The sequence below is a fragment of the Rhizobium sp. BK529 genome, from assembly GCF_014194105.1.
GTDB lineage: Bacteria > Pseudomonadota > Alphaproteobacteria > Rhizobiales > Rhizobiaceae > Rhizobium.
The window spans coordinates 2,017,450-2,038,951 of record NZ_JACIAU010000001.1 but is presented as its reverse complement, the minus strand read 5'-3'; the positions used below and the strand labels follow the sequence as shown (position 1 = coordinate 2,038,951).

Sequence of the window (21,502 nt, the reverse complement as noted above, 5' to 3'; positions counted from 1 at the left end):
CGCAGTCGCAATTCGGCACGAAGCTCAGGACATTTCGGTGCGCATGTTCACCCAAGCACGCGAAGAACGAGTTTTCCGCGAACATGGGTGTTCTCAAGGGCTTTCTGTGCCTCTGCGACCTGGCCGAGATCAAATGTCTTGTCGACGACGACCTTGACCTTTCCCTCGTCAATCAGATCGGCGATCTCCTGCAATTGAGCGCCGCTCGGCTGGGCGGTGTAGCGTCCGACGCGGATCTTTCGCTGGGCGGCCCCTGCGGCATCGGGTTCCGTCAGGGTCGATATCAGAGCGCCGCCCGGCTTGATGAGATCGAAGCTACGCTGCTGAGTGTCGCCGCCGACGAGGTCGAAGACGAGATCGACCGGTTCGACCTGGTCTTCAAAACGCTCGCTCTTGTAGTCGATGGCTTGATCGGCGCCCAGGTCTTCGACGAAGGCCTTGTCTGTGCCTGATACCGTCGTCGCGACCCAAGCGCCGCGGGCCTTGGCAAATTGAATGGCAAGGTGGCCGACGCCGCCCGCCCCACCATGGATCAATACGCGCTGGCCGGGCCGCAGATCGCCGTGATCGAAGAGACCCTGCCATGCGGTTATGCCGGCGAGTGGTACAGCGGCGGCGGTGATCGGATCGAGTGATTTCGGTTTCATCGCGATTTCATTTGATCCGGCAATTACGAATTCCTCATACCCGCCGTTTTTCGGCGACAGGAAGGCGAATACCTGATCGCCCATTAGGAAGCCGGCAACCTCATCGCCGAGATCGGCGATCTCGCCGCAGACGTCACGGCCGAGCACATGGGGAAGTTCCTTCTCCGTTACGACAGGGTATTTACCCTCCCTTATCTTGGCGTCGACCGGATTGACGCTTGCGGCAAGAACGCGGATGACAACTTCGTGACCGGCGGGGATCGGCTCGTCCACCGTCTCGATTTTTAGAACCTCGGGACCGCCGAAGCGATGAATGCGGACGGCGCGCATCGCATTTCCTTTCAGGTTGTGGGTAAGGACAGGTTTCTCGACATTCGAACAACATCTGCCGGAAAAGGTTCCCTGTTCATCGATCAAGCACGGTCGAAGCGGGAACTTTGACGCCCGGCCCATGTTGGACGTGTAGGTTTGAAACAATCCTCAGATTGTGGAACGGCAAACAGGCATTGCCGGTCCTGACCGCCTAAGGAGGCCTTCATGTCATTCACACTCACGAGTTCCGCTTTCGCTGACGGGGTAGCTATTCCGATCAAGTATACGCGGCTCGGCGAAAACATCGCGCCACCTCTTACATGGGCCGGAGCACCGGACGCGGCACGGAGCTTTGCGCTCATCGTCGAAGATCCGGATGCGCCGAACGGAACTTTTCGTCATTGGGGCGTCTTCAACATACCGGGTGACCGCAACGCCTTGCCGGAAAGCAGCGACACGGCACCGAATGGAGGGCCGCGTTTTTGCGACAACGATTTCGGCAATGGCCGCTATGATGGTCCCCAGCCGCCCAAGGGCCACGGCATACATCACTACCACTTCAGACTGGCGGCGCTCGATGTGCCGAGCCTGTCAATCCCGCCTTCGGCGGGCATCCAGGCGATGTGGCGGGAGGCACAGAAACACACGATCGCGGAAGCCTCTCTGACCGGCACGTTTGAACAAAGGTGACCGGTTGCGGGCTCAACGTACTCGGCTGATTGCCGTGCGCAGGAGGATAGATTGGCTATTTATCGACGCCTTCAAAAAGGTCAGGAAAAGCCGGGCGATCTGGTCATCAAGCTTTACCATTCCGGTGAGGAGATCCGCGGTTTCGTCCGCAAGGTGACGAGCCAGGGTAAGGATGACAGCGTTTTTCCCGGCGAGGAGATGGAACCGTCCGCCGCGCTCCAAATCGCCCGCAGCCACCTGCATGGGGCGAGTGAGATCCTGATCGAACTCTCAGAAGGCGTTGAGTGGGATGCCCGATGGGGTACATTGCACTAGGGCAATTCAAGCAGAGTGTGGAGCGGTTAAAATATCACCGGCCATAGCTCGGCGGCACGGAGCGTCATTTTGAGCCATCGACCGGATGTCAAATCGTCCTGATATTATGACTGAGATTTCAAGGGATTAAATGGTCGGGGCGACTGGACTCGAACCAGCGACCCCTTGACCCCCAGTCAAGTGCGCTACCGGGCTGCGCTACGCCCCGACCTGCCGAAACGGCTTGTTTCCTTTATGAAATCGCCAATCAGAGCGCAAGAGGAAAATAGGGCAAGCCGGAATAAATATGGAACATATGGCGGGAAAATGCACTGGTGGGAGCAAACAGTCCCACGAGAGTCCCACGCGATGTTCCGGTTTGTTCCGGTCAAACCAGAGGCGAGAGATGAAGCCAGAGACAGCAATAGAAATATATGATGCTTGGGTTCGTAAACTGCAGGGGAGGGCGCCGAGCCAGGAAGAGCGTAAAATCATGGATCGCTATCTGAATATCGCAAATGGTGACGATCCTGACATGCGGCGTTACGACCCCACCCAAGAGCCAGACGATGAAGACGACGTATAGGTGGTGCCCAGGACCGGGAAGCGGAAAGCGAGTTAAATCAATATAGTTAGGTCCGCTCTGGACCACGAACCTTTCCACGTATTCGTTATATTTTTCGGCAATGTGTCCAGCCGAAAATAGCTCCAGAAGTACAGAGTTGGAGGGATACATGACGCATCAGATTGTTCAGACATGGGCGCCGACTGCGACGCCCATCCTCAGCGAGAAGACGTTCGCCGAAGCTGCCGCCAGTTACATAGAGCATGGCGGAGACTGCCGCTTCATCGATCCGATCATCGAATATTTTGGCAACCGTCCGCTCGCCTCGATCTATCCGTTCGACGTGAGGCAGATGGCGATCACGCTCTTTCCGACACAGAGCAACGCGACCCGCAACCGCCAGGCGCTCACGCCGGCCCGCGCGGTCATCAATCACGGCTACGATCGAGGATGGTGCAACCTCATCCGGATCAAGAAGCTGAAGGAAGATCCGGCGAAGCCGAGACAGCCGGCGTCGGCCGTGTGGATGCATGCCTTCATCAGGCAGTGCACGAAGGATCGGTTGCCGCATCTCGCGGCGCTTGTGCTGTTCATGGCGCAAACGGCCGCCAGGGTGAGCGAGGCGATTGATCTGAGGTGGAGAGATGTCGATCTCGCGGCTCGTCGAGCACTGCTCGTGAAAACGAAGACAGGCCGCAATTCGCTGCGCCACCTCACGGATGAGATGGCCGCGCGGCTGCGAGATCTGAGGGGAGAAGCTGGGGATGAGGATCGCGTGTTCCGGTTCACCAACCGGCATTCGGTCAATGAACGGATCAAAGCAGTCTGCCGGCGAGCGGATATCAGCTATAAATCGAGCCACCTTTGCGGCCGACATACCTTCGCCACGACGGCGATCGAGCTTGGCACCGATATCAGGACTGCCATGGAGGCGGGGGATTGGAAAAGCGCGTCCGTCTTCCTCGGCATCTATGTGCATCCAAGGCTGAACTCGGGACGAATGGTCGCCGATCGCTTCAATGCGATCCAATTCGATGCAAGCATTTAGCCGGGATTGACCGCTTGTCTGCGACGAACAATATAGCGGCCCATGAGCCGTTTCGATGAAATCCGCCTGTTCGAAAATTACATTGTCCGCTGGCGGTTTCTATCGAAGCCGGAGAACCGCTGGGAAATATCGGCCTACAATGGGGCAGCAAGAAACGAACGACTGCTGACATCCGTCACGGGTGACGTGATTCGCCGCTATTCTGTAGGTGGACCTGGCACGAGCGAATTCAGTGAGGCTCTCGGGATTGTGGTCCTCAGCGCTTCACTCAAGGTGCAGAGCAACAGGATCAACGGGCCAAGCCGCCAGCTATGACCAACGAATATCAGCCAAAATATAAATGGCGAGAGACATGGGAAGGCGAAGGCCGCCAGGACTTTCAGGGCTATGATGGTGAGGATGTCGTTGGCCGCATCCAGTTGGACACGACAACCTCTAGCAAGATTGGCCTATGGCGGTGGAATGGCGGCTTTCAGGCGTGGGTGCGCAAGCGCATCATGCCGCAGCAGGGATGGGAAGAAACCCCGCGCGAGGCTTCGCGCAGGGCGGAAGAGCATCACGACGCGCTCAAGAAGATTCATGAGCGTTAACGAGATTACCGAGCGCGCTCGATCTCGCGCCTGATGCGCATCTCTTCGCGGATGCGATCCAGCTCGACGCCGAGATACTTGAGGTGTTCGGCGATTTCCTCGCCGACCTTGATCTGTTGCCGGATGGCTTCGGTATGCTCCTCGACGGCGGCCGTCGCCTTTATCAGCGCAGTCGGGTCGACGATGACGGCCGCGACGGGCGCCTTGTTTTCCGGTCCTGTTTTCTCGCCGGCGGCCAAGCCGAGGTAGCGAACCGCAAAGATGATCGCCAGCGTGACTCCGAGGGTAATGAGTGCAGTCGGTGGCAGATCAGCCAGTTTTTCCATATCTCGTTTCCCCCTGGTCGTGCGCGGCGCGATTGATATTGACCAGCTCGCCGACCGCAAACAGCGGATAAATGGCGAGCCAAGTGCTCACGAGGTTGGAGGATGCATAGCAATATGTGATGCCGACCCAGATGAGGCAGCCTATGCCTGCAGACACCTGCCGGATGACAGGCGTCACGTCCTTTCGAGCCCCGTTGATAACGAGACCTATGGTCCTGAGAATGCCGAGCAGGAGCATGATCCAGCCCAGCAGATGTTCACTCGAAAACAGAGCCCGGAAACCTGCCAATTCCGCCTGATCGAACAGACGATCGGACGACAGCAGGACAGCTCCCAACATGGCGGTGTGGAAGCCCATGAACCATTCCATCATGCGAGGACCAAAGCGATGCTGGATGCGTATCCAGATGCCGGGGCCGACATAAGGCGTTGTCAATCGAAGCCCTCCTATTTGGCGCCGAGGCGCGAATTGTAGTCGTCTTCGAATGCTTGGCAGTCATCGGCCTGCCGATCGCGATTGTCGGCCGCAACTTCCCAGCGCTGGCGAAAAATCACCCAAGGCTCATCCCGCAGCTTCACCCGCTCCATATGGGTCGTGCAGGCTTCAGGAAGATCAAGGCGAGGCCGCGTAGCCGTGGCCTGCCCCTTGGTCTCTGCGGCCTTCTCAGCTCGTGCTTCAAGCGTCTGGCAGCCCTTCGCGCTCATCAACAGGAGCGCGATCGGCAGGAGGATCAGTGCTCGTCTACCCATCGGTAATCCTCCTCATTTGGACGCGACAGCTTTTGATTAGGCTTGGCTTCAGCTTCGAGCTGCGCAATGCGTGCGTCCGCTGCCTGTTTTGCCCGTTGCGTATCGTCAGCGCGTGCTCTGGCGTTGGCGGCCGTTCTGTTCGCTTCGGACAGCATTCGCTCCGTCTCGGCAAGCTGGGCGGCTATCGCATCACGTTCAAAGGTCGTGACCATCGTGGACGTGGCGGCCTTTACTTCCGTAGATACCCGACCATCGATAACCTGGCCGATGAGCGGCAGGCTGATCCCCTCGTAAGTAATCACGAGGAAAATGGATGCGATCATCATGCCGGCAAAAATGGCGACCGGGATCTTGATCAGGTCGGAGATGTTAGTGAACATCAGAGCCCCATCAGGCAAAGGGCTTTCTCGTCCTTCCGCCGCTCGAAGAGCCCTCGGATCACCCTGCCGCCGTCCTTGTTGAACCAGGTGATTGCCTCGCAGCCATCGGCAATCTGCCCCGCATTCAGCCGCCGCACGGCGGTGCTTTTGCCAGCCGTCCCTATCCCGACATTGAAGGCGAGAGAGGTGTAGGCGGTGTCTCTGGTCGCCGGTAGCCTTGTCTGAAGTGTCGTTGCGTTGAAATAACGGTGCAGGCCACGGCGATACTCAGCCACCTTAATTCGCATATGGCGAAGGCACTCTTCCATCGTCATCGCCGGCATACCGATATAGACATCGATCCCGGATGCAGAGGTCAGGCCGCCGCAGATCGTCGCGACGCCACCGCCGTCGAGATAGGCGACCAGGCGTACGCCTTCCTTCTTCAGGATGAACGGCACGGCAATATCGAGCGTCTGCTGTTCAGTTGCCGAGGTGATCGGCGGGGGCGCCTCTGCGGCCCGAACGGTCGACGTGCAAAGGTAGGCAATGACCAACAGAAGTCCCGCGACGCCGCCGATACGCGCCCACTCGCGCCACTTCGAATCGCTCTGCTCGAAGAGCCGGCCGATGATGCCCGCCAGCAGGAGCAGGAGACCCGCCCACCAAAAGAAGACAGGATCGCTATCCTGTTCGGTCCAGCGGAATTTTACCTCCGGATAGAGCAGAACGGCGACACCGAAGATCTGCATCCAGAAGCTCAAAGAAATAGCGACCACGCGTCGCCAGTTCGGCACGATGTTCATATACGTCTCCGATGTTGGATATGAAAATGCCGCCTGCGAGAGGCGGCTTAGAAGGGGATTAGGCCCCTATCCTTTGATGATAGGGCGGTGGTAGGTGACCGGCCTACGGCCGGTCTTTTGGCTCGGAGAGCAACGCCGAGGAGTTACACGAAGAGGCCGTCGTGGCTGCCGATATGGATGTTATCGACAGAAACCTCAATTGTACCGTCGTTGTTCACTGAGATGCCCGCGTAAACCACATTGCTCCAGTCAAGGGTAATGTGGTTCATGTTGTTGGCCGGCATATCGTCTACATAATACTGCAACCACTTACCATCCGCAGTGTAGGCAAAGGCACTAACTCCGACTGCTCCGCCCGTGAAGCCAAAATCCAAACTGTGCAGGTCGAAGGCCTGACCGTCTGCCCTCTGAAAGCCCATGCCTGTCATGGCGGTTGCAATATTTCCATCGGCACCCTTCATCCCAGGTTTGTTCGCCTCAAGGTAGGGGTCATTACCGCCCTCAAAATTAAATCTGAAACCTTCGTAGTCGCTGAGGTTTACAGCTCCTTCGAAATCCAGAACCTTGTCAGCCACAGGGTCGGCATGCCCGTTGATATCCAGTTTGAGCCAGGCAACGTCCGTATGCCCCACCCCCGTCGGACATCTTGTACATCAAATTTTCCGTCAAGGTTTGACCGGGAAGCAGAGCCGCTTTTGCGTCCTCGTTGAGAGTGTATGTGAAAGAACCGTCGAGCTTTACATGAAAGATTCCGAACTCACCGGCGACGTCGGTGATCGCGCCGGCTCTTTTGCCGTTAATCAACTGATGGTCGAGATAGTTGAGCTGCGTCCCCCAGACGTAAGGCGCGTCGTTAGACAAGACATTTCCAAAAATTGTATCGGACTCATAAAAAGAGAAGTAATCGCTGTGAGCGTCAACCAGCGTAGTAGTTGTCATAGTAACCCCCGATGTGAATCTGCTCGCGGATAAGATCAGCCCCAATAGCGCTTTTCAACCTTCAAAACTGATAGTTGCTTTATCGCAATTTGATGAGAGGGCGGTGGGCGCAGTAGCGCGGGACTAGACTAAATTTCAAGCGCATGGTTGGGTGCGATTTATAGGGGCCCCGACACGTCTTCCGGATGGGTTTAAACCAATCGACCTCTAAGCAATGCTTAGCGCTCTATCGCTGAGCTACGTCTTGACGTGCCGGGATTACAGTCTACAGGACTCTGTCGGAGCATTGAATGGCAAAGAAAGAACAGAAAAAAGGACATTGCATATTCTGCGGCAGCGCCCCTCTCTCAAAAGAGCACATTTGGGCAGACTGGCTACGGGAATATATTCCGCGGACATACGCAAAAACCAATCATAATGTGAACATTGTCAGCGGCTCGGCTTTTGAAAGTACCAAAGGAAAAGTCAATCGACCGGGTGACCCGCACTCTCAAAGGCTGCGTGTGGTATGCCAACAGTGCAACAACGGTTGGATGAGTGAGATCCAAAATCGTGTGAAGCCAAACCTTTCCAAGCTTATTATCGGTGAATCCGCCGACCTCGAACCTGCCGATCGAGAATTACTGGCGACCTGGGCCGTAATGTTCACGTACATATGGGAACAAGCAGAGCCAAAGCTGATAACCTCAACTCCCGAAGAGCGTCGCGCTTTTATGGAGACCCGATTGCCACCGAGCGGGTGGACCGTCTGGATGGCTCCCTATGAAGGAACTTTGTGGAAGGGCAGAAGCTGGCGACGTGCAGGCTCAACTTTTGTCGATTCGCCAGAGCCAACGCTTCATCAAAGCACAACATTCGCAGCCGGGAAAATCGCTTTCCATACTTTCTCATCGCCCCGTCTACGCATAGACTCGAAACTATTCGCACAAGATCATTCGCTCTATGAAGTTTGGCCAAGTGCTGGAAATGTCCTCTACCTCGCATCCAAACGAAGAGACGCAGATCTAGCTGAGTTACCTAACATGTTCCAAAGGGCCCAGCGGTACTTCGGATTCACGTTGCTGGACGACCGTCCTTTACACGCGCTCAATTCTATAACTGGCTTTCCAGCAAGTTGATCGATTTGGCGCTGTTACTTGATTACGGTAGCGCGGTAATAATACCCGAGCGCGCTCGATGATGGAGCGGCAATCCGGTAGCAGTATAGTCAATCATTTCTTTTCTCCATTTACGTGAAATTCTCAACCTGATATGCAGCCTATGGGTTAAGGCGTTGGCTTAGGGGCAGGCTCAATGGGCGCGAGCGCAGAAGAAGTCATTCCACATCCATTCAAAGACACGGACCAGCTGTTGCGCGTCCTCACCGACAATGACGGAGAGATCGTCAATGTCGGCCTGTCAGAAGATCCTGTCGTCTGGCAGGCCGCCGAGCTTGGTCTAGTCGATATCCGACTGGGAGATGGATGGACGATGCGAGACACCGTTCTCCTGACGCCGAAATCGCGGCTCAAGATGGGCCTGCCGCCGCTGATCAAGAAGCCGACTATCACAGCATCCATCCTGCACGCAGCAATGACTGCCATTGGCAAACTCTTCGGCGCCAAGCGCCCCATCACGTAAAGAGTCAGATTGACGGGATTGGCACCTGTCGCCTTACCCAGTCGACCACGATACCGCTCATCGGGCCGTAAAGGTTCGACGTCGGATGCGTCCCGTCAGTCGTAGGCCAGTTGGCAGTTCCATTGGTGAGAAATTTCGTATGGTCCGTCGGATCTTCGACCACTGAAGAATAATCGATGTAGTCGTCGATAAGACCGTCGCAAAATCCTTTTATCCAAGCCACATATTGATCGCGCGTGCCGCCATTTTCGAAGCCGGCGTTTGGATTTTGACTTGCAGCATCGATCCAGTTGCTCGAAGCGGTGGAAGGGATTGGGCACGTAACGGATACATGCAACCTCTTACCGTACGGTCCAATCGTCGCCCTCAGCTCGTTGATCAGGTCAACCGTCGCGGCCTTAAGACCGGCGATGCCTAAGCCCATCGAATTCCGGGCGAGGTCTATAATGGCGTGGGTGCAATAAGGCCACCTGCTTCTGGGGTTTGGGGATGTCACTGGCGTGTATCCAGCAAAACTCCTACCGCTGACGGCATGGAAGTCGAATGGGATGTGATGACCATCAACATTCCAAAATGCCCGTCTATAGGGGCCAGAATTCGATGTGCCGTTCGGGACACTGGTCTCTCCCTGACCTTCTGCAATGCTGTGGCCGATTACGAGAACCGCCATCTGGGGCTTGTCAGGGACGCCGAGAACGAGCGGCCATGCAGAGACGCTGGTCGTCGTGCCTCCGCTGGGCGTGGTGAGCGCACCGGTACCGCCTATCTGGCTTGCTGTTGCGGGCGAAAGGACGCGTGTGCCGTCTTGCCCGGATCGAACGGATTGCGGGAAGTTTTGCGATGCTGCCCCGATGACGATGCCTTGGCGCGAGAAGATTTCATCATCAGCCGAGACATCGAGCGCGAATTCGTCACTGAGGACGAGGGCAGCATTGTCTGCCACAGTCACGGTGTTGGCCCCGGAAAACTGCGCATGAGCGTTCAGCGCCCCGCCAGTTACCCGTTCGAGCGCAGCTTCATAATTGAAGCTGTTTCCGACCGCCTGATCACCGTTATTGTTGTTCTGCGGCGCGACGTACGCTCCTTGCCCGATCTTCCAGCGCTTGACGCCGGCGGCGCCAAGATAGTGACCCGAACGCATTTGAAGCTGCACATCGGTTCTGCCGCCTGTCGTGCCCGGATATTTGACACTGGCAAGGCCATTGTATGTGGTCACGACCTGAAAATTGGTCGGCACCACCACCCCACCGCCCTTTTTTGCGGCGGCCGTCTGCAGGATACGTCGCAAACGATTGTTTATGGCCATGGATCAGCCCTCGACCGTGTGCAGCGTAATCTCGTAGACGTCGCCCGAACCCGGCGTGTAGCCGGATATTGCCTGCAATAGACCGTAGCAGTTGCCGCTCGCGAGCCTCACCTGCTTACCGATATTATTGACCTCGATGTAGCAGGTAGAGCCGAGATCGACGGCGGCCGGAATGTCGATATATCCGAGGTAGGAAGACCGATCGCCAGAAGGCAGGTCAAAAATCGCTGCATCGGATGGCGCCGACGGAGGGGTCACCGTGTAGAGGTGCAAGCGCCACGCAGTCGCCGGCGAGGTTGCTGCATTGATCTTGAGTGAGACGCCATTGATCAGCGCCGCAGCGCCGCCGGCCTTGCCGGCCGCAGTGAAGGTCAGCGCAGCAGCCGCAGCACCGACCACGGCGCCGGCATTGTAGGGCGTGGCGTTCGGCTGGCGGGTGAAGGTCGCGGTGACGTCATGCGCGACGCTCACCTGGTTGACGCTGAGGAGACCGGCCAACGCATCGGCGATTGTCTTCAGCCGGCCGAGCTCGGAAGTGGCTGGAGGATTGGCCGTTGTGTCGCCCATCAGCGCCACAAGTGCGGTGATCGTTGCGACGTCGACCGGAGAACCGCTTGCGTCCTTAACTGTAATCTGGGGTACCTGAGCCATTAGATCACCTGTCCGATGTACTGGGAGTTGTTGGGAGAAGAGAAGTCGAGGGAAGGCCCTGCAGGCGCGATGCCACCAGGGATACGCGTGATGACGATCGATGCGCCGGCGGTCTGATCGAAGTAGGCCTGAAACGGAACTTCGATCATCACCGCCTGGCCGTTCCCTCCGACTGTCGGGCCGCCGTCGAGGAATTTCGTGCGTGGCAGATCGATGACGTATGAGTTGCCGGCCGCGTCCATGAGCGTCGTCGAGATACCGACGTCCGCATGGTCGAGGATCGCCTGATAGGCATCCGTGTTCTCGAAATACGTGCTGATGGTGCCCGAGATCTCACACCGGCCGAGGCCATGGCTATAGGGCTCATAGCTGCCGACGACATCGTTCTGATAGATGTTGTTGGCGATGTTCAACACCAGCGACTGCACCTTCGGCGCATTGGCGAGGCCGTCAAAGGAAATATCCGAGACGTTCAGACCGGCATTGAAAACCGGTGTCGTCGTCGGGTTCGCATAGGTGGCGCCGGCGAGAATGGCATTCGTGGGGTCCGGCGATCGGATGCCCATGATGCCCCAGTTCGCCTGGACCGACTGGCGAGCCCGCAGCGTCAAGGCGAGCGTGTTCCACCGGCAGGCCTGGTAACGAACGTAGCTGTCGACCGCGCCCTGTTCGTAAAGGAATTCCAGCGTCGCCGCCTGCTGGATGACGCCGTTCTTCAGGACATCGCCGCTCCATGTCGAGCAGAGCAGGCGCTCAAGCCACTTGTCGTAGGTTCCGTATGACAGGAACGTGTTGATCGGACCCTGCACCGATCGGCCCACATCGACGATCGAGGCAACGTTTCGGTCGGCTCGGATTTCGTTCGGAATATCGGTCTGCTTGCTGATGCGAACTTCGCTGCTCACATAGCGCATGATCTGGAAAGCAGGATTGGCGGGCGTCGTGCCGATGATCGCTTCGGGGACATCGGCAAGGCGGACCTGACTGCCGTCAGCTACCGTCATTGAAGGGCTCCATCTCTAGGGATTGCCCACGTCATCAGACGTTGGCGGATGCGCTTGCCTAAGGCGCAAATTGGGCGATCAGCTTGCCGGCGACGGCCAGGTCACGGCATCGAATGCGGCTTGCGCTGCGTCGGCGTCATTGGCCGCGTCGATCGCAGCCTTGCCGCCGAGGCGGGCCGCCTCGATCGCCGCGCCGATCACCTGCCACTGCGCATAGGCGCCGGCGACGATCTGCGCGACGCCCTCGATACTGTCGGCGGTGATGCCGACCTCGGCCGAGAGCAGCGGGAAGTCGCTTGCATCAGGATTTCCAGCGTCAAGGTAAGCCTTCGCCTCGGCCGCCTTCGCCTGATAGGTCATGGCCTGCCCGGCGCCGGGCGTGATGTATTTGAGGCGCTCGGCCTCGGCCGCATAGTCCAACCGTGCCCGCAGCTGCGCCTTGACCTCATTGATTGTCGGCTGCGGCATTTCCGGCTCAGCAGGCTTTTCCGGCTGCTTGACGGAAAAGCCGCCGTCGATCGAAACCACCATTCCGTTGACGATCCCATCGATCGCTGCGGCATATTGCTGTTCGGTGATTTCGATAGCGCCGGGAAAAATATCCTGCGCGACGCGTCCGTTTGCTGCGTATGGCATTAGGCGATCCTCATGTAGGCTTTGATGCCAACGTTCTTCATTCGGGTTTCGTTGGCGACGCGTGGAGTGCCGTTCACGCCATCGGTCGTTATGCTCATGCTCGATGTCCCGAGCGGCCCCGACTGCGATGCTCCAATAGAGGGAGAGGTTGACAGCGCTATGTTAGTGCCGCCTGAGGAACTGGAGATATCAGCTATCAGGTTGTTCACTCTATGGCTCTGAAAGGCGTCGTTTTGCTTTGTGCCGGGTGACGTAGACGGTCGAGCGATGCGGCCTTCCGTGTTGAGCAGATCAATTGTCTGGCCGTTCATCGGCGACGCGCCGAAGGACACGACAGCCGTCGCAACGACCAGCGGCACTGTGCCGGAGATGCTCTCACTGGTGAGCTTCCCATTGTTGAAACCACCGACACCAGTCAGCCCGGCGGTCAGCTCGATCCAAACTGTGTCCGCCGTGTTGGACGGCGGGATTTCAGCGCCGGCTTTACTGGTATCGACCTCATATCGCTCGCCTATGGCTTTCGAGCGCCATTTCAGCGCCTGCAGGTATGTCGGATCAGAAAGTGCAGCCGCGATCGCCGCCGCAGTCCCGTCAGCGTTGGTACCGTCGCCATAGGTAATTTCGCCCGTGGCGAGATCGAGCGTCTTGGTCAAGTGGTCGACCGTTCCGTCGAAGTCGTACCACTTCAACTTTCCGGCTTCTGCGGTCGATATCCACGTCGTCCCCGCGACGGCATAGGAAGGCCGCCCGGTCCCGGAATGGGCGCTACGGATCGCTTTCAGATTGTCGTCGATGCGCAACGCCATTTCGCTCGGCGAAGACGGACCAACGAGGGGGACGCTGAAGATTGTCGCCTGTGTCATTGGATGTAACCATATCCCTTTGCAACATAGTCGAACGTCCGGGAAACCGGCGCGCCCGCAGCATTTTTGAAGACGATGTGGAAGCCGGCATTGGTCTTGCCGGTGATCTCGTAATAGTCGCCGGTCGCCATGTTCTGGGCTGCGATCGACACGCCGCTCAGCTCGTAATAGGGCGGCGAAAAGCTGATTGAGCGACCGCTCGTCGTAACGACCAGGTCGTTTTCGGCGATCACCCGATCCGGCATATCGACGGTCACGGAGAGGCCCTGCACGACAGGGGTAACATCGAACTGGAACGACAGAAGCCGGGCGCGTAAGCGATAGGCGCGCGCAGACACATCGGCCGTGACCAGCTGCGCCCAATCCGTCCAGACCGGCGATCCGGCCGGATCGTCAGTCGTCGAGGATACCTCGACGCGCACGTTCCACAGAGCGTCGGACGCGAGACCAAAATAGTCCGGGACGTCGAACCAGTCCGCGCGGTTGAACAGGTCGAGGCTGGCAACCAATCCAAATGCGGCAATATTGGCACTCACACGCGAGGTGTAGACCTCGCCGAGATCGATGATGTCGGCGAAATCGTAGACGCCTTCGCTCAGGAAGCCGCCGAGCGACAGGAAGTAATCCTCGACGGAAAACCAATCGACCAGCGCAAAGAGATCGCTTGCGGTATCGAGGCGCAATTCACTGCCAACCTTGATAACGCCGTCTTTACTGCCGGCGAAGGCTGGAGCCTCGTCGAGCGCCTCGACGGCGTTGAATGCCGTGAGCGGATTGACCGAGCTGACGATAAGCGCTGCGTTGATCGACATCAGCCCCGCAAAGCTCACCGCCTTGATCAGGTATGTCCCCACCATCGCAGGTACTTGCGCCTGCGCTCCCAAGACGCGCTCGCGGAGCTGCGACGCCGCCTGCCAGGTGGCGCCGGTGAGCGCCGGGGAGAACCGGATCTCGAAATGAGAAACCGCCTGATCGGTCTGCGCATCCCACTGCAGCATCGCGACATCGCCGCTGATGGCGACACGGAAATCGGTGACATCGGCGGGATTGGAGGCAAAGATCGCGCAGACGAACGAGCCGGTTGCGAAGCCGGAAAGGTCGCCGTTGGAGAAGATCGCCCTGACGCGCACGTCGTAGACACCAGAAGCAAGATCGACGAGTTTGGCGGCCGGCGCACTCACGCTCGGCACGGTGATCCACGCGTCGTCACCAGACCGGCGAAACTGCACGATGTAGGAGGCCGCAGCCCCAATGACCGGCGCCTGCCACACGAGATCGATTTCCGAGGTCGCCGGATTTGTCGTCCAGATCGTCTCCGAATAGTCGAGGCCGGTCGGCGCGGAAGCGCGGTAGTCTGGTATCGGTGCAATTCCGGTCTGGAACGGCGGTATCGTTCCCTTGTCTGCCTGCATGATGCCGGGCGCGTCGTCGACCAGCTCCAGCCGTGCAGAGAGATCCTGCCGCGCCATGATGCTCTTGACGCGGAGCACGACGCTTTCAAAGCCATTCTCGCCAAAGAGGGCGAGATCTCCAGGCGATGGCAGCGCGCCGGTATCGGCAAACGTGAAGGCGTTAAACTCGCCGTCGACGCCGGCGATCGTGCGCACGATCGAGGAGCCATTCGCCAGCCGGAACCGCATCGAATAGGTCTTGCCCGCCTGCATCGTCATGGTGTCGTCGAGAACGACGCCAGCCGGCGAAGCGGTGACGGATTTGACGCGCGCAGCACCTGCGCCCCAGAGGACGACATCATGGTTGACGCGCACGCGATCGCCACGCGTGCAGACCAGGTGCTCGAAATCGGTATCGAGAGTATAGGTCTCACGCTGCAGCCGCAGCTGGGCGATGTGATAGCGGCCGTGTTTCCAGATCAGATCAGGATCGGTAACGCCGGGAAAATCGATGCCTTCGAACTTGGTGGCATTGCTGACCGTATAGCCGTCGTCATAGACGACGCGCTCATCGTTGAGGTAGCCGTTCTTGCCGTTGATGAACTTGACCCGCCAGCCATGCGGAAGATCCGCGTAGGCCCGAACTGAGGAGAAGTTCTTCGAGTTGCGCGGCGTGAAATGCTGGACGATGGGCGAATCCGCGATATCCCAGACAACGCCCCATCGCCCATCGCGGAACGACACGGCGGCACGGCCGGCCGCAGCGATCTGCGTCAGCCGATCGTAGACCGACATCTGTTCACTCGCGACGAAATCAAACGTGAAGCCGTTCGCGGCGCAGTAGGCGTGCCAATCCTGCAGGCTCGCAAGGTCAATCATGACGTCGGCAACCGGGCGGGCATTGGCATTGCCCTGCAGCACCTGGCGGAAGTGATCAGCAGGGTTGCGCGTGACCTGACCCGGAACCCACGCGCTGCCATTCCAAGCGCGAATTTTCGGGCTGGCGATGCAGTTGAGCGTGTTGACCGTGCCGTTCAGCTGGCCGGTCGCACGAATGCGCATGGCGATCAGCGTCAACGGCTTCGGGAAGCTGATGACCGGGTCATTGCGGCGACCGCGAACGGCCGTCCAATAAACGGTCTCGGCCACGGTATCCTTGCCGCCGCTATAGTCTGGCGACGACTTGCTGAGACGGATATCGTATTTGCCGCGCGCCACGGACACAGCCAGGGTGCGCCGAACTGCCTGCGGCGAATTCGAAGTGAGATCGATCGTGCCCATGTTCAGCCAGGCGGAGCTGGACGAAAGCTTGTATTGGACCGCAACCGTGACCGTGTAATTGACGCGCGAACCATCCTTCGCCTTGACGCGATAGACGCCGTTCGGCGCGCTTACGTCCACCGATATGACATCGACGTTGTCGGCCGTGGTACGCTGCACCCAACCTGTCGGCCCGTCGAGAAGGACGGAAACATCCTCCTGATAGACAGGCTTGGTGTAGAGGGTGACGGGCGTCACCGTATGATCGGCAATGATCTCGTAAGTGACATCTTCGAACTTGCTGATCGCGGTTTCGCCGATCTTCAGGTCGGAAATGTTGATCGGGCCATAACCGACGACGAAGAGCATGCGGAGATACTGATCGTCCCCCTCCAGCTCGGTATAGGCACCGGCGGCATAGGGCGGCGAGATCCGGTGAACGCCGAAGATCTCAGGTATGGCGCCATATTGCGCCGCCTGGTTCTGCGCGCCGCCGATGGAATAGAGCGGCTTCGTGTCCGGCAGGGAATCAGGCTTTGCCACCGGGAAGAGCGCGTTGATGAGCAGAGACCCGGCAATCGAGATGCCGGCTCCGATCAGGCCGGTGGCGACGCTGAAGGCAGTCGTTCCGGCCGTAAGTCCAAACACCGCAGTCGCCAGCCATGGAGCCACCACAGCAGCAAAGAGCGCCACGACGAGCCCCGCGATCGCGCGCAGCGCTCCCTTGCCAGGCACTTTGACGATAACGACAGAGACGCCAGGCTTGACGCGAACACGCGCCCAGTTCTGCGGCTCGATCACGTGGCCGCTGATGCTCACATGCAGCCGCACAGGCTCAAGCCCGCAGCAGCCGATAATCTCGTCGATCGACAGGCCCGCCGGCACCTGAATGTGATCGCGCTGCTGACGGAGCGGCGACCGACGCATATAGACGTCAACCCGCTCGCCAGGGGCGATGATCTCAGCATCCGCATTGCGGACTGTCAGCATGGGAGATACCTGAAAAACCCGACGATGCGATTGCGCCAGCGCATATCGCCCATCCGTTCGATCTGTGAGGGGTGCGGCCCCTCGGAATGAAGCATGCGGTCGCCACCGATGAAGACGCCGACATGGCTTTCATCGCGGCCGACGCGCATCAGCACGCAATCACCTGGCGCCGGTGTGGCGACCTCTGCCCAATGATTGCCTTTTTCGGCAATGATCAGCCGCGCGATCTCGCGCCGGTGAAACTCCAGCTCCCGCATCTCGGCGGAATAGGATGGGATCTGCCGGCCGAGCACATCCCGGTAATAGAGATAGAGGATGCCCCAGCAATCTGCGCCGTCGTAGTCTCTGCCGTGCGGCCGGTAGGGAATGCCGATGAACCGCTCCATCAGAACAGCCCCGGAAAACTGCCAGGCGTGAACTGCCGAGCGGGATGCGGTTCGTTGATCAGGCCGTCGGCGACGACATTGGTCGAGATATACTTGTCCTCGATCGTCGCATCCGACATCTGCAGCACCGGCATGGTGATCTCGACGATATCGGGATCGGAAGCCAGGACGATTTCCAGCTTGACGCTCGGCGGCGTTGCGAAGGAACGTAGGATCGGCACGAGCGACCGGTCGATGCTATCCATCGTGAGCGCCACCTTTGGCGCGCTATCGCTTACATCGTCCGCCAGCGTGAATTCGAACGGCAGGAAGATGAACTGCTCGCCGCGGCTTTCCGTCCCGTAGAGCAAGGGATCATCGGAAAGCCGAGTGGTCGGATCGCTGGAGATGAAGATCGGCTCCGACAGGCTTTCATGCGTGACGGTCAGAAGGCAGATCGGAACCTCGTCCGTCTCCTGCGCATAGACCGCACTGCGAAAGCGGGCGCTGACATCGCGGCTCATGGCAGTACCTCCAGAACGATCTGGATGCGCCAATCCGCACCGACAGAGGCCTCTTTGATTGGCTGCGTCATTCGAACCAAGAGCGGCGCGCCGCCATGCGGATCAGGGAAGGTGAAGGCCTTCGCGCGGTCGGCGATGTCGTTTTCGATGAAATCGACAAGCACCTGAAACTGCGTGCTCGACATGATCATCGAACCGGACAACGGCTTGACGGCCGCCGTCGTGCGCCGACGAACCTTGGCAGGACCGATGGAGACACTGGAGGCGATCAGATTGTCGGCGCCCTGCGCATCATAGCCGTCGCGCAGAAACACCTGTGGCAAGGTGGCGGGCCATACTGGAACGGTCATCGGCGCGCCAACGTTTCAGAGAGGCCCCACTGTGACTTCACGGCACGGCGCGAACGCGATCCTGGCGTGCTCATATTGTTGGCGACCGCCTCGTCGATGATGATATCGAACTGAGGCCCGTCGTTTGTGTCGCGTCGCTCTGTCCGCACGTTCGATCCATTGTTGTTGATGATGTTCGGCTTGAAAATCACGGTCGTGGGCGATCCACCGCCGACGCCCGAAAGCATCGCTTCAGTCCTGTGGTTCGGGATGACCTGAGAGCCGCGCGGAAGGTTGACCAGTTCCCGGCCGCCTTCGCCCACGACTGCAAGACCGCCTGGCGCATAGTCCGTGCCGCTGGCATAGAGGCCGATACCGCCGCGTGCCCACGCGCCGGCGAACTGGGCGGAAGTACCGAGCACGGACGTGCCAAATGCATTCAGCCCGCCGCCAAACAGACCGCCGAACAACTTGCTGAACAGCCCGCCGCCCGACGACGGCGCCGCCGGAAAGGCGTTCGCAAGGTTCTGACCGAGCGTACCGACGCCGCTACCGAACTGGTTGAGACCTTGCGCCGCAGATCCGAGGGCCGGATTGATGCCCTTGAAGCCAGCGCTTGTTACGTCGGTCGTGCCAGAGAGGCGAGACAGAGAGGCGTTGAACTTGTCGACATACTGCGTCCCGGTCGTGCCCAACTGATCGGCCCACGATGCGCCGCGACCGACCGAACCGGGACCGCCGAACCATGCTTGCGCCGCACCTGAGGCCCCGTACTTTCCGACATAGCTGCCGAACCTGTCGTTAAAGACTGCATCTTGCGCGGACGGACTCGCCAGGAACTGAGATGGCGAAAGCGAATAGCCGAGCGCCTGTTTGGTCCACGGCCCCACATTGGCGCCCATGACCTGATACGCGCCATAGGCACGGTCGCCGGTCGCAGTAAAAGGGCCAAGGGCTGAATAGTTGCCGCTGCTCTCGATCGACTTAATGGCGGCCGCGTAGGAGGTGATATCGCCCAATGGCGCGCGGGTTACCGGGACAACCGGCGCAGCACCGACATTGTCATTGGCTGCGATCGAACCAACGCCGACCTTAGACAGCAGGCCGCCGCCAGAGACACCGCCGAGGAGTGAGTTGACCAGCTGGTCGATCCATCGCTCGCTTAGCTTATTGACGGCATTTGTGAGCGCATTAATGACAGCATCACCGAGGGCCTTGCCGAAGCTGTCGCCCTGCGTGAGCCCATCACGGAAATCAGTGAAGAATCCCTTCACCCCGGCTCGAAGCTCCTCGATACGCATGTTGTCGCGCATGATCTGCGCTTCCTGCGAACTTAGATCGACCGGCAAGCCGGCGCCGCGAAGGCGTGAAGCGATTTCCTGATCGCCGGACGTGCGAAAGATTTGCTCGCGCTCGAAGCGCAGATCGGCATTGAGGCGCACCTTGGCCGCCTCTGTCGCAGCCCTGCCGTATGCTTCCGCGAGTTTCTCAATTTCCGCCCGCTGCGCCGCCGTGACCGTGCGGCCCTTGTCCTGCGCTTGCTGCAGAAGATCGAGCTGCATGCGCATCTTTTCGGCGGCAATACCGGTTTCGCCCGCTACCTTCGCCTCGAGTTCCATTTGCTCGATGCGGTCGCGCGCATTCTTCACCAGGTCGCGATAAGCTTCGGCAGTTGATTTCTGCGTCTTGGCATCCCCTGGAAGCCCCTCAAGTTCGACATTCGGTCGCTGCGTTGGAGTGGGAACAGCCACGCGAACGCCGTCGCCATTGGTGATCGTCGGGTTCTGGTTATCCAGCCGCCGCTGTGCCGCGCGCTGCGCAGCGAGCACCCTGCGGCGGCTCTCCTCGTCGAGAATGCCGTTGACGACGGGAACCGCAGCCATGGCGCGGCGCGCAGCCTCGTCGGCCGGCGAAAGCGCGGCCTTGCCGACCTCCTGTAGCTCCTTGAGCGCCTTTGACAGCTCGTTGATAGCACCGACCTGGCCGGAAGCTGCAGGGCCGACCAGCCCGAGCCCCTCACGCAGCTTCTGCAGCGCGATATCTGTCAGGCTGAGATTTGCCCGAAGCTCTTTCACCTTGTCGGTGAGTTCGTTGTTTGCCAGCACATCACGGGTCTTCTGGAGACCTGTAATGGTGTCCGGAACCTGGACGAAACGGCCGATGCGTGGATCGGAGAAGCCCTGCCGCTCCAGATCCAGGTTGGTCGTAACCTGCTGGGCGATTGCGCTTTTGAGGCGCAGCCCGGTGATTTCCAGCTCGGACTGGGCGACGGCGCGCGCCGCCTCCTGCCGCTTCAGCTCGATTTCGAGAAGCGCGCGCTTGGCCTCGTATTCCTTTTGGGTGTTGGCGACGATCGCGGCCGAGGCCACATCATGCGTGCGCGCAGTGGTATTGAGCGCCTTGGCGTATTCGCTCTGAAGCTTCTGCAGTTCGGTCAGCTGCGACTGCACTGCGCTCATGGGTTGAGCCTGCGCCGCCAGCGCCTTCGTCATGTCGTCAACGGCAAGCTTTGCCTCGACCGTGTTTGCCGCGAAGATCTTGTAGGCACCGTAGGCGAGAACGCCGGCCGCCGCGAATGGCGCGACATAGCGCACCAGGCCGGCAAGGATGGCCTGAAAATCCTTCAGAGCAGCATTGACGCCACCGGCGCCGGCATAAAGGCCCAGAATCTGCGAACCTTGCTGGGCAAGAACCGTCGTGACCGGCATGCCGCCATAGAGCGAGACGCCAATATCCTGCAGCTGAAAGCCAAGGTTCTGACGTCGATACTGGGCTTCGTTATCGTTGGCCGCGCCGCCGCTGTTGACCTTGGTCTGCTGTTCGAGGCGAGCGTTCGCAAGCTGGACGGCCTTCGCAAGTTCAGTCTGCCCGCGCTCGGCAATCTTCGCCGCATCAGCCATGAGGCCATATTTACGATAGACGCCGTCGAGGATGGCGGACGCTTCCGTCATCTGGATCTTGCCGGTCTCAACACCGCGCGTCAGCTGGTTGATCGCCTGGTTGAAGCGCTGGGCATTGGCATAGCCGTCGATATACTGCCGAGAGAGCTTCGACAGCACATTGCCGGAATTGCTGATCTTCTGCTCGTTCTCGGTGAAGGAATCACCGAGGCCTTTACCTGCCTGCCGCATGCGGTCATCGGCATTGACCTTTTCCTGCGCGCCAGCAGTGTACTTGCTCGCATCCATCTCTGCCGAGACGCGGAGCGTACGGACTTCAACGTTAGCCAAGATACCG

General features: G+C 59.1%; 25 protein-coding genes and 1 tRNA gene. 7 read left to right on the top strand and 19 right to left on the bottom strand.

The window, feature by feature from the left end; translation table 11 throughout:
- Positions 1–47: 47 nt before the first annotated feature.
- Positions 48–977 carry an NADP-dependent oxidoreductase gene (locus tag FHX08_RS10395; protein WP_184327170.1) on the bottom strand — a complete coding sequence of 310 codons (930 nt, stop codon included), beginning with the start codon at positions 975–977 and terminating at the stop codon, positions 48–50.
- A 207-nt stretch (positions 978–1,184) separates the two neighbouring features.
- On the opposite strand from FHX08_RS10395, the gene FHX08_RS10390 reads away from it, so the two are divergent.
- Positions 1,185–1,649, top strand: coding sequence for a YbhB/YbcL family Raf kinase inhibitor-like protein (locus FHX08_RS10390; RefSeq protein ID WP_132651133.1), 465 nt, complete (start codon positions 1,185–1,187; stop codon positions 1,647–1,649).
- Positions 1,650–1,700: 51 nt separating this feature from the next.
- Positions 1,701–1,964 (top strand): hypothetical protein, encoded by a 264-nt coding sequence (locus FHX08_RS10385; protein ID WP_132651134.1) that lies wholly within the window; start codon positions 1,701–1,703, stop codon positions 1,962–1,964.
- Between the two features lie 131 nt (positions 1,965–2,095).
- On the opposite strand, the gene FHX08_RS10380 is transcribed toward FHX08_RS10385, so the two are convergent.
- Positions 2,096–2,172 (bottom strand) — tRNA-Pro (locus FHX08_RS10380).
- Positions 2,173–2,677: 505 nt separating this feature from the next.
- Here FHX08_RS10380 and FHX08_RS10375 point away from each other — a divergent pair.
- Genes FHX08_RS10375 through FHX08_RS10365 form a run of 3 tightly spaced genes read left to right on the top strand, consistent with a single transcriptional unit; the run spans position 2,678 to position 4,146 of the window.
- Entirely contained in the window at positions 2,678–3,556 is an 879-nt protein-coding gene (locus FHX08_RS10375) for a tyrosine-type recombinase/integrase (protein WP_184327169.1), read from the top strand.
- A 42-nt stretch (positions 3,557–3,598) separates the two neighbouring features.
- Positions 3,599–3,871: a hypothetical protein gene (locus FHX08_RS10370; RefSeq protein ID WP_184327168.1), complete on the top strand. Its 273-nt coding sequence runs from the start codon at positions 3,599–3,601 to the stop codon at positions 3,869–3,871.
- A complete protein-coding gene (locus tag FHX08_RS10365; RefSeq protein ID WP_184327167.1) occupies positions 3,868–4,146 on the top strand; it encodes a hypothetical protein in 279 nt (92 codons plus the stop codon). The genes FHX08_RS10370 and FHX08_RS10365 overlap by 4 nt, the downstream gene beginning before the upstream one ends.
- Before the next feature lie 5 nt (positions 4,147–4,151).
- Here the strand turns inward: FHX08_RS10365 and FHX08_RS10360 are convergent, their stop codons facing one another.
- From FHX08_RS10360 to FHX08_RS31425, 7 genes are all read right to left on the bottom strand, one after another.
- Positions 4,152–4,472 carry a hypothetical protein gene (locus FHX08_RS10360; protein ID WP_184327166.1) on the bottom strand — a complete coding sequence of 107 codons (321 nt, stop codon included), beginning with the start codon at positions 4,470–4,472 and terminating at the stop codon, positions 4,152–4,154.
- Positions 4,456–4,908, bottom strand: coding sequence for a hypothetical protein (locus FHX08_RS10355; RefSeq protein WP_184327165.1), 453 nt, complete (start codon positions 4,906–4,908; stop codon positions 4,456–4,458). Before FHX08_RS10355 ends, FHX08_RS10360 begins: the two co-directional genes overlap by 17 nt.
- An 11-nt stretch (positions 4,909–4,919) precedes the next feature.
- A complete protein-coding gene (locus FHX08_RS10350; RefSeq protein WP_184327164.1) occupies positions 4,920–5,222 on the bottom strand; it encodes a hypothetical protein in 303 nt (100 codons plus the stop codon).
- Positions 5,204–5,602 carry a hypothetical protein gene (locus tag FHX08_RS10345; protein ID WP_184327163.1) on the bottom strand — a complete coding sequence of 133 codons (399 nt, stop codon included), beginning with the start codon at positions 5,600–5,602 and terminating at the stop codon, positions 5,204–5,206. The genes FHX08_RS10350 and FHX08_RS10345 overlap by 19 nt, the downstream gene beginning before the upstream one ends.
- Positions 5,602–6,387 carry a lysozyme gene (locus FHX08_RS10340; protein ID WP_184327162.1) on the bottom strand — a complete coding sequence of 262 codons (786 nt, stop codon included), beginning with the start codon at positions 6,385–6,387 and terminating at the stop codon, positions 5,602–5,604. The genes FHX08_RS10345 and FHX08_RS10340 overlap by 1 nt, the downstream gene beginning before the upstream one ends.
- Positions 6,388–6,530: 143 nt before the next feature.
- Positions 6,531–6,962, bottom strand: coding sequence for a hypothetical protein (locus FHX08_RS31430; RefSeq protein ID WP_246698297.1), 432 nt, complete (start codon positions 6,960–6,962; stop codon positions 6,531–6,533).
- The gene (locus FHX08_RS31425) at positions 6,955–7,326 is read right to left on the bottom strand and encodes a VCBS domain-containing protein (protein WP_246698296.1); all 372 of its coding nucleotides are present in this window, start codon (positions 7,324–7,326) and stop codon (positions 6,955–6,957) included. Before FHX08_RS31425 ends, FHX08_RS31430 begins: the two co-directional genes overlap by 8 nt.
- Positions 7,327–7,616: 290 nt before the next feature.
- On the opposite strand from FHX08_RS31425, the gene FHX08_RS10330 reads away from it, so the two are divergent.
- On the top strand, positions 7,617–8,444 hold the full coding sequence (locus tag FHX08_RS10330; RefSeq protein WP_184327161.1) for a hypothetical protein: 828 nt from the start codon (positions 7,617–7,619) through the stop codon (positions 8,442–8,444).
- 175 nt (positions 8,445–8,619) lie between these two features.
- Positions 8,620–8,946 (top strand): hypothetical protein, encoded by a 327-nt coding sequence (locus FHX08_RS10325; protein WP_184327160.1) that lies wholly within the window; start codon positions 8,620–8,622, stop codon positions 8,944–8,946.
- A 4-nt stretch (positions 8,947–8,950) separates the two neighbouring features.
- On the opposite strand, the gene FHX08_RS10320 is transcribed toward FHX08_RS10325, so the two are convergent.
- From FHX08_RS10320 to FHX08_RS10275, 10 genes are all read right to left on the bottom strand, one after another.
- The gene (locus FHX08_RS10320; protein ID WP_184327159.1) at positions 8,951–10,252 is read right to left on the bottom strand and encodes a hypothetical protein; all 1,302 of its coding nucleotides are present in this window, start codon (positions 10,250–10,252) and stop codon (positions 8,951–8,953) included.
- A gap of 3 nt (positions 10,253–10,255) precedes the next feature.
- On the bottom strand, positions 10,256–10,903 hold the full coding sequence (locus FHX08_RS10315; protein WP_184327158.1) for a hypothetical protein: 648 nt from the start codon (positions 10,901–10,903) through the stop codon (positions 10,256–10,258).
- Positions 10,903–11,907 (bottom strand): phage tail tube protein, encoded by a 1,005-nt coding sequence (locus FHX08_RS10310; RefSeq protein ID WP_184327157.1) that lies wholly within the window; start codon positions 11,905–11,907, stop codon positions 10,903–10,905. Before FHX08_RS10310 ends, FHX08_RS10315 begins: the two co-directional genes overlap by 1 nt.
- A gap of 78 nt (positions 11,908–11,985) precedes the next feature.
- Positions 11,986–12,543, bottom strand: a complete 558-nt coding sequence (locus tag FHX08_RS10305; protein WP_184327156.1) for a hypothetical protein — start codon at positions 12,541–12,543, stop codon at positions 11,986–11,988.
- Complete coding sequence (locus tag FHX08_RS10300) at positions 12,543–13,343, bottom strand: hypothetical protein (protein ID WP_184327155.1); 801 nt, start codon at positions 13,341–13,343, stop codon at positions 12,543–12,545. The genes FHX08_RS10305 and FHX08_RS10300 overlap by 1 nt, the downstream gene beginning before the upstream one ends.
- A gap of 59 nt (positions 13,344–13,402) precedes the next feature.
- Positions 13,403–17,047, bottom strand: coding sequence for a host specificity factor TipJ family phage tail protein (locus FHX08_RS10295; protein ID WP_184327154.1), 3,645 nt, complete (start codon positions 17,045–17,047; stop codon positions 13,403–13,405).
- The gene (locus tag FHX08_RS10290) at positions 17,041–17,433 is read right to left on the bottom strand and encodes a C40 family peptidase (protein ID WP_184327153.1); all 393 of its coding nucleotides are present in this window, start codon (positions 17,431–17,433) and stop codon (positions 17,041–17,043) included. Before FHX08_RS10290 ends, FHX08_RS10295 begins: the two co-directional genes overlap by 7 nt.
- Entirely contained in the window at positions 17,433–17,936 is a 504-nt protein-coding gene (locus FHX08_RS10285; RefSeq protein ID WP_184327152.1) for a DUF1833 family protein, read from the bottom strand. Before FHX08_RS10285 ends, FHX08_RS10290 begins: the two co-directional genes overlap by 1 nt.
- Complete coding sequence (locus FHX08_RS10280) at positions 17,933–18,286, bottom strand: hypothetical protein (protein WP_184327151.1); 354 nt, start codon at positions 18,284–18,286, stop codon at positions 17,933–17,935. The genes FHX08_RS10285 and FHX08_RS10280 overlap by 4 nt, the downstream gene beginning before the upstream one ends.
- Positions 18,283–21,495, bottom strand: coding sequence for a phage tail length tape measure family protein (locus FHX08_RS10275; protein ID WP_184327150.1), 3,213 nt, complete (start codon positions 21,493–21,495; stop codon positions 18,283–18,285). Before FHX08_RS10275 ends, FHX08_RS10280 begins: the two co-directional genes overlap by 4 nt.
- Positions 21,496–21,502 lie beyond the last annotated feature (7 nt).

Bases quoted from the DNA above. Each gene is read 5' to 3' on its own strand.
- FHX08_RS10315 (WP_184327158.1), bottom strand. From the start codon at position 10,903: ATGGCTCAGGTACCCCAGATTACAGTTAAGGACGCAAGCGGTTCTCCG.
- FHX08_RS10320 (WP_184327159.1), bottom strand. From the start codon at position 10,252: ATGGCCATAAACAATCGTTTGCGACGTATCCTGCAGACGGCCGCCGCA.
- FHX08_RS10290 (WP_184327153.1), bottom strand. From the start codon at position 17,433: ATGGAGCGGTTCATCGGCATTCCCTACCGGCCGCACGGCAGAGACTAC.
- FHX08_RS10365 (WP_184327167.1), top strand. From the start codon at position 3,868: ATGACCAACGAATATCAGCCAAAATATAAATGGCGAGAGACATGGGAA.
- FHX08_RS10350 (WP_184327164.1), bottom strand. From the start codon at position 5,222: ATGGGTAGACGAGCACTGATCCTCCTGCCGATCGCGCTCCTGTTGATG.
- FHX08_RS10390 (WP_132651133.1), top strand. From the start codon at position 1,185: ATGTCATTCACACTCACGAGTTCCGCTTTCGCTGACGGGGTAGCTATT.
- FHX08_RS31425 (WP_246698296.1), bottom strand. From the start codon at position 7,326: ATGACAACTACTACGCTGGTTGACGCTCACAGCGATTACTTCTCTTTT.
- FHX08_RS10345 (WP_184327163.1), bottom strand. From the start codon at position 5,602: ATGTTCACTAACATCTCCGACCTGATCAAGATCCCGGTCGCCATTTTT.
- FHX08_RS10395 (WP_184327170.1), bottom strand. From the start codon at position 977: ATGCGCGCCGTCCGCATTCATCGCTTCGGCGGTCCCGAGGTTCTAAAA.
- FHX08_RS10360 (WP_184327166.1), bottom strand. From the start codon at position 4,472: ATGGAAAAACTGGCTGATCTGCCACCGACTGCACTCATTACCCTCGGA.
- FHX08_RS10285 (WP_184327152.1), bottom strand. From the start codon at position 17,936: ATGAGCCGCGATGTCAGCGCCCGCTTTCGCAGTGCGGTCTATGCGCAG.
- FHX08_RS10325 (WP_184327160.1), top strand. From the start codon at position 8,620: ATGGGCGCGAGCGCAGAAGAAGTCATTCCACATCCATTCAAAGACACG.
- FHX08_RS10375 (WP_184327169.1), top strand. From the start codon at position 2,678: ATGACGCATCAGATTGTTCAGACATGGGCGCCGACTGCGACGCCCATC.
- FHX08_RS10370 (WP_184327168.1), top strand. From the start codon at position 3,599: ATGAGCCGTTTCGATGAAATCCGCCTGTTCGAAAATTACATTGTCCGC.
- FHX08_RS10305 (WP_184327156.1), bottom strand. From the start codon at position 12,543: ATGCCATACGCAGCAAACGGACGCGTCGCGCAGGATATTTTTCCCGGC.
- FHX08_RS10295 (WP_184327154.1), bottom strand. From the start codon at position 17,047: ATGCTGACAGTCCGCAATGCGGATGCTGAGATCATCGCCCCTGGCGAG.
- FHX08_RS10310 (WP_184327157.1), bottom strand. From the start codon at position 11,907: ATGACGGTAGCTGACGGCAGTCAGGTCCGCCTTGCCGATGTCCCCGAA.
- FHX08_RS10330 (WP_184327161.1), top strand. From the start codon at position 7,617: ATGGCAAAGAAAGAACAGAAAAAAGGACATTGCATATTCTGCGGCAGC.
- FHX08_RS10340 (WP_184327162.1), bottom strand. From the start codon at position 6,387: ATGAACATCGTGCCGAACTGGCGACGCGTGGTCGCTATTTCTTTGAGC.
- FHX08_RS10280 (WP_184327151.1), bottom strand. From the start codon at position 18,286: ATGACCGTTCCAGTATGGCCCGCCACCTTGCCACAGGTGTTTCTGCGC.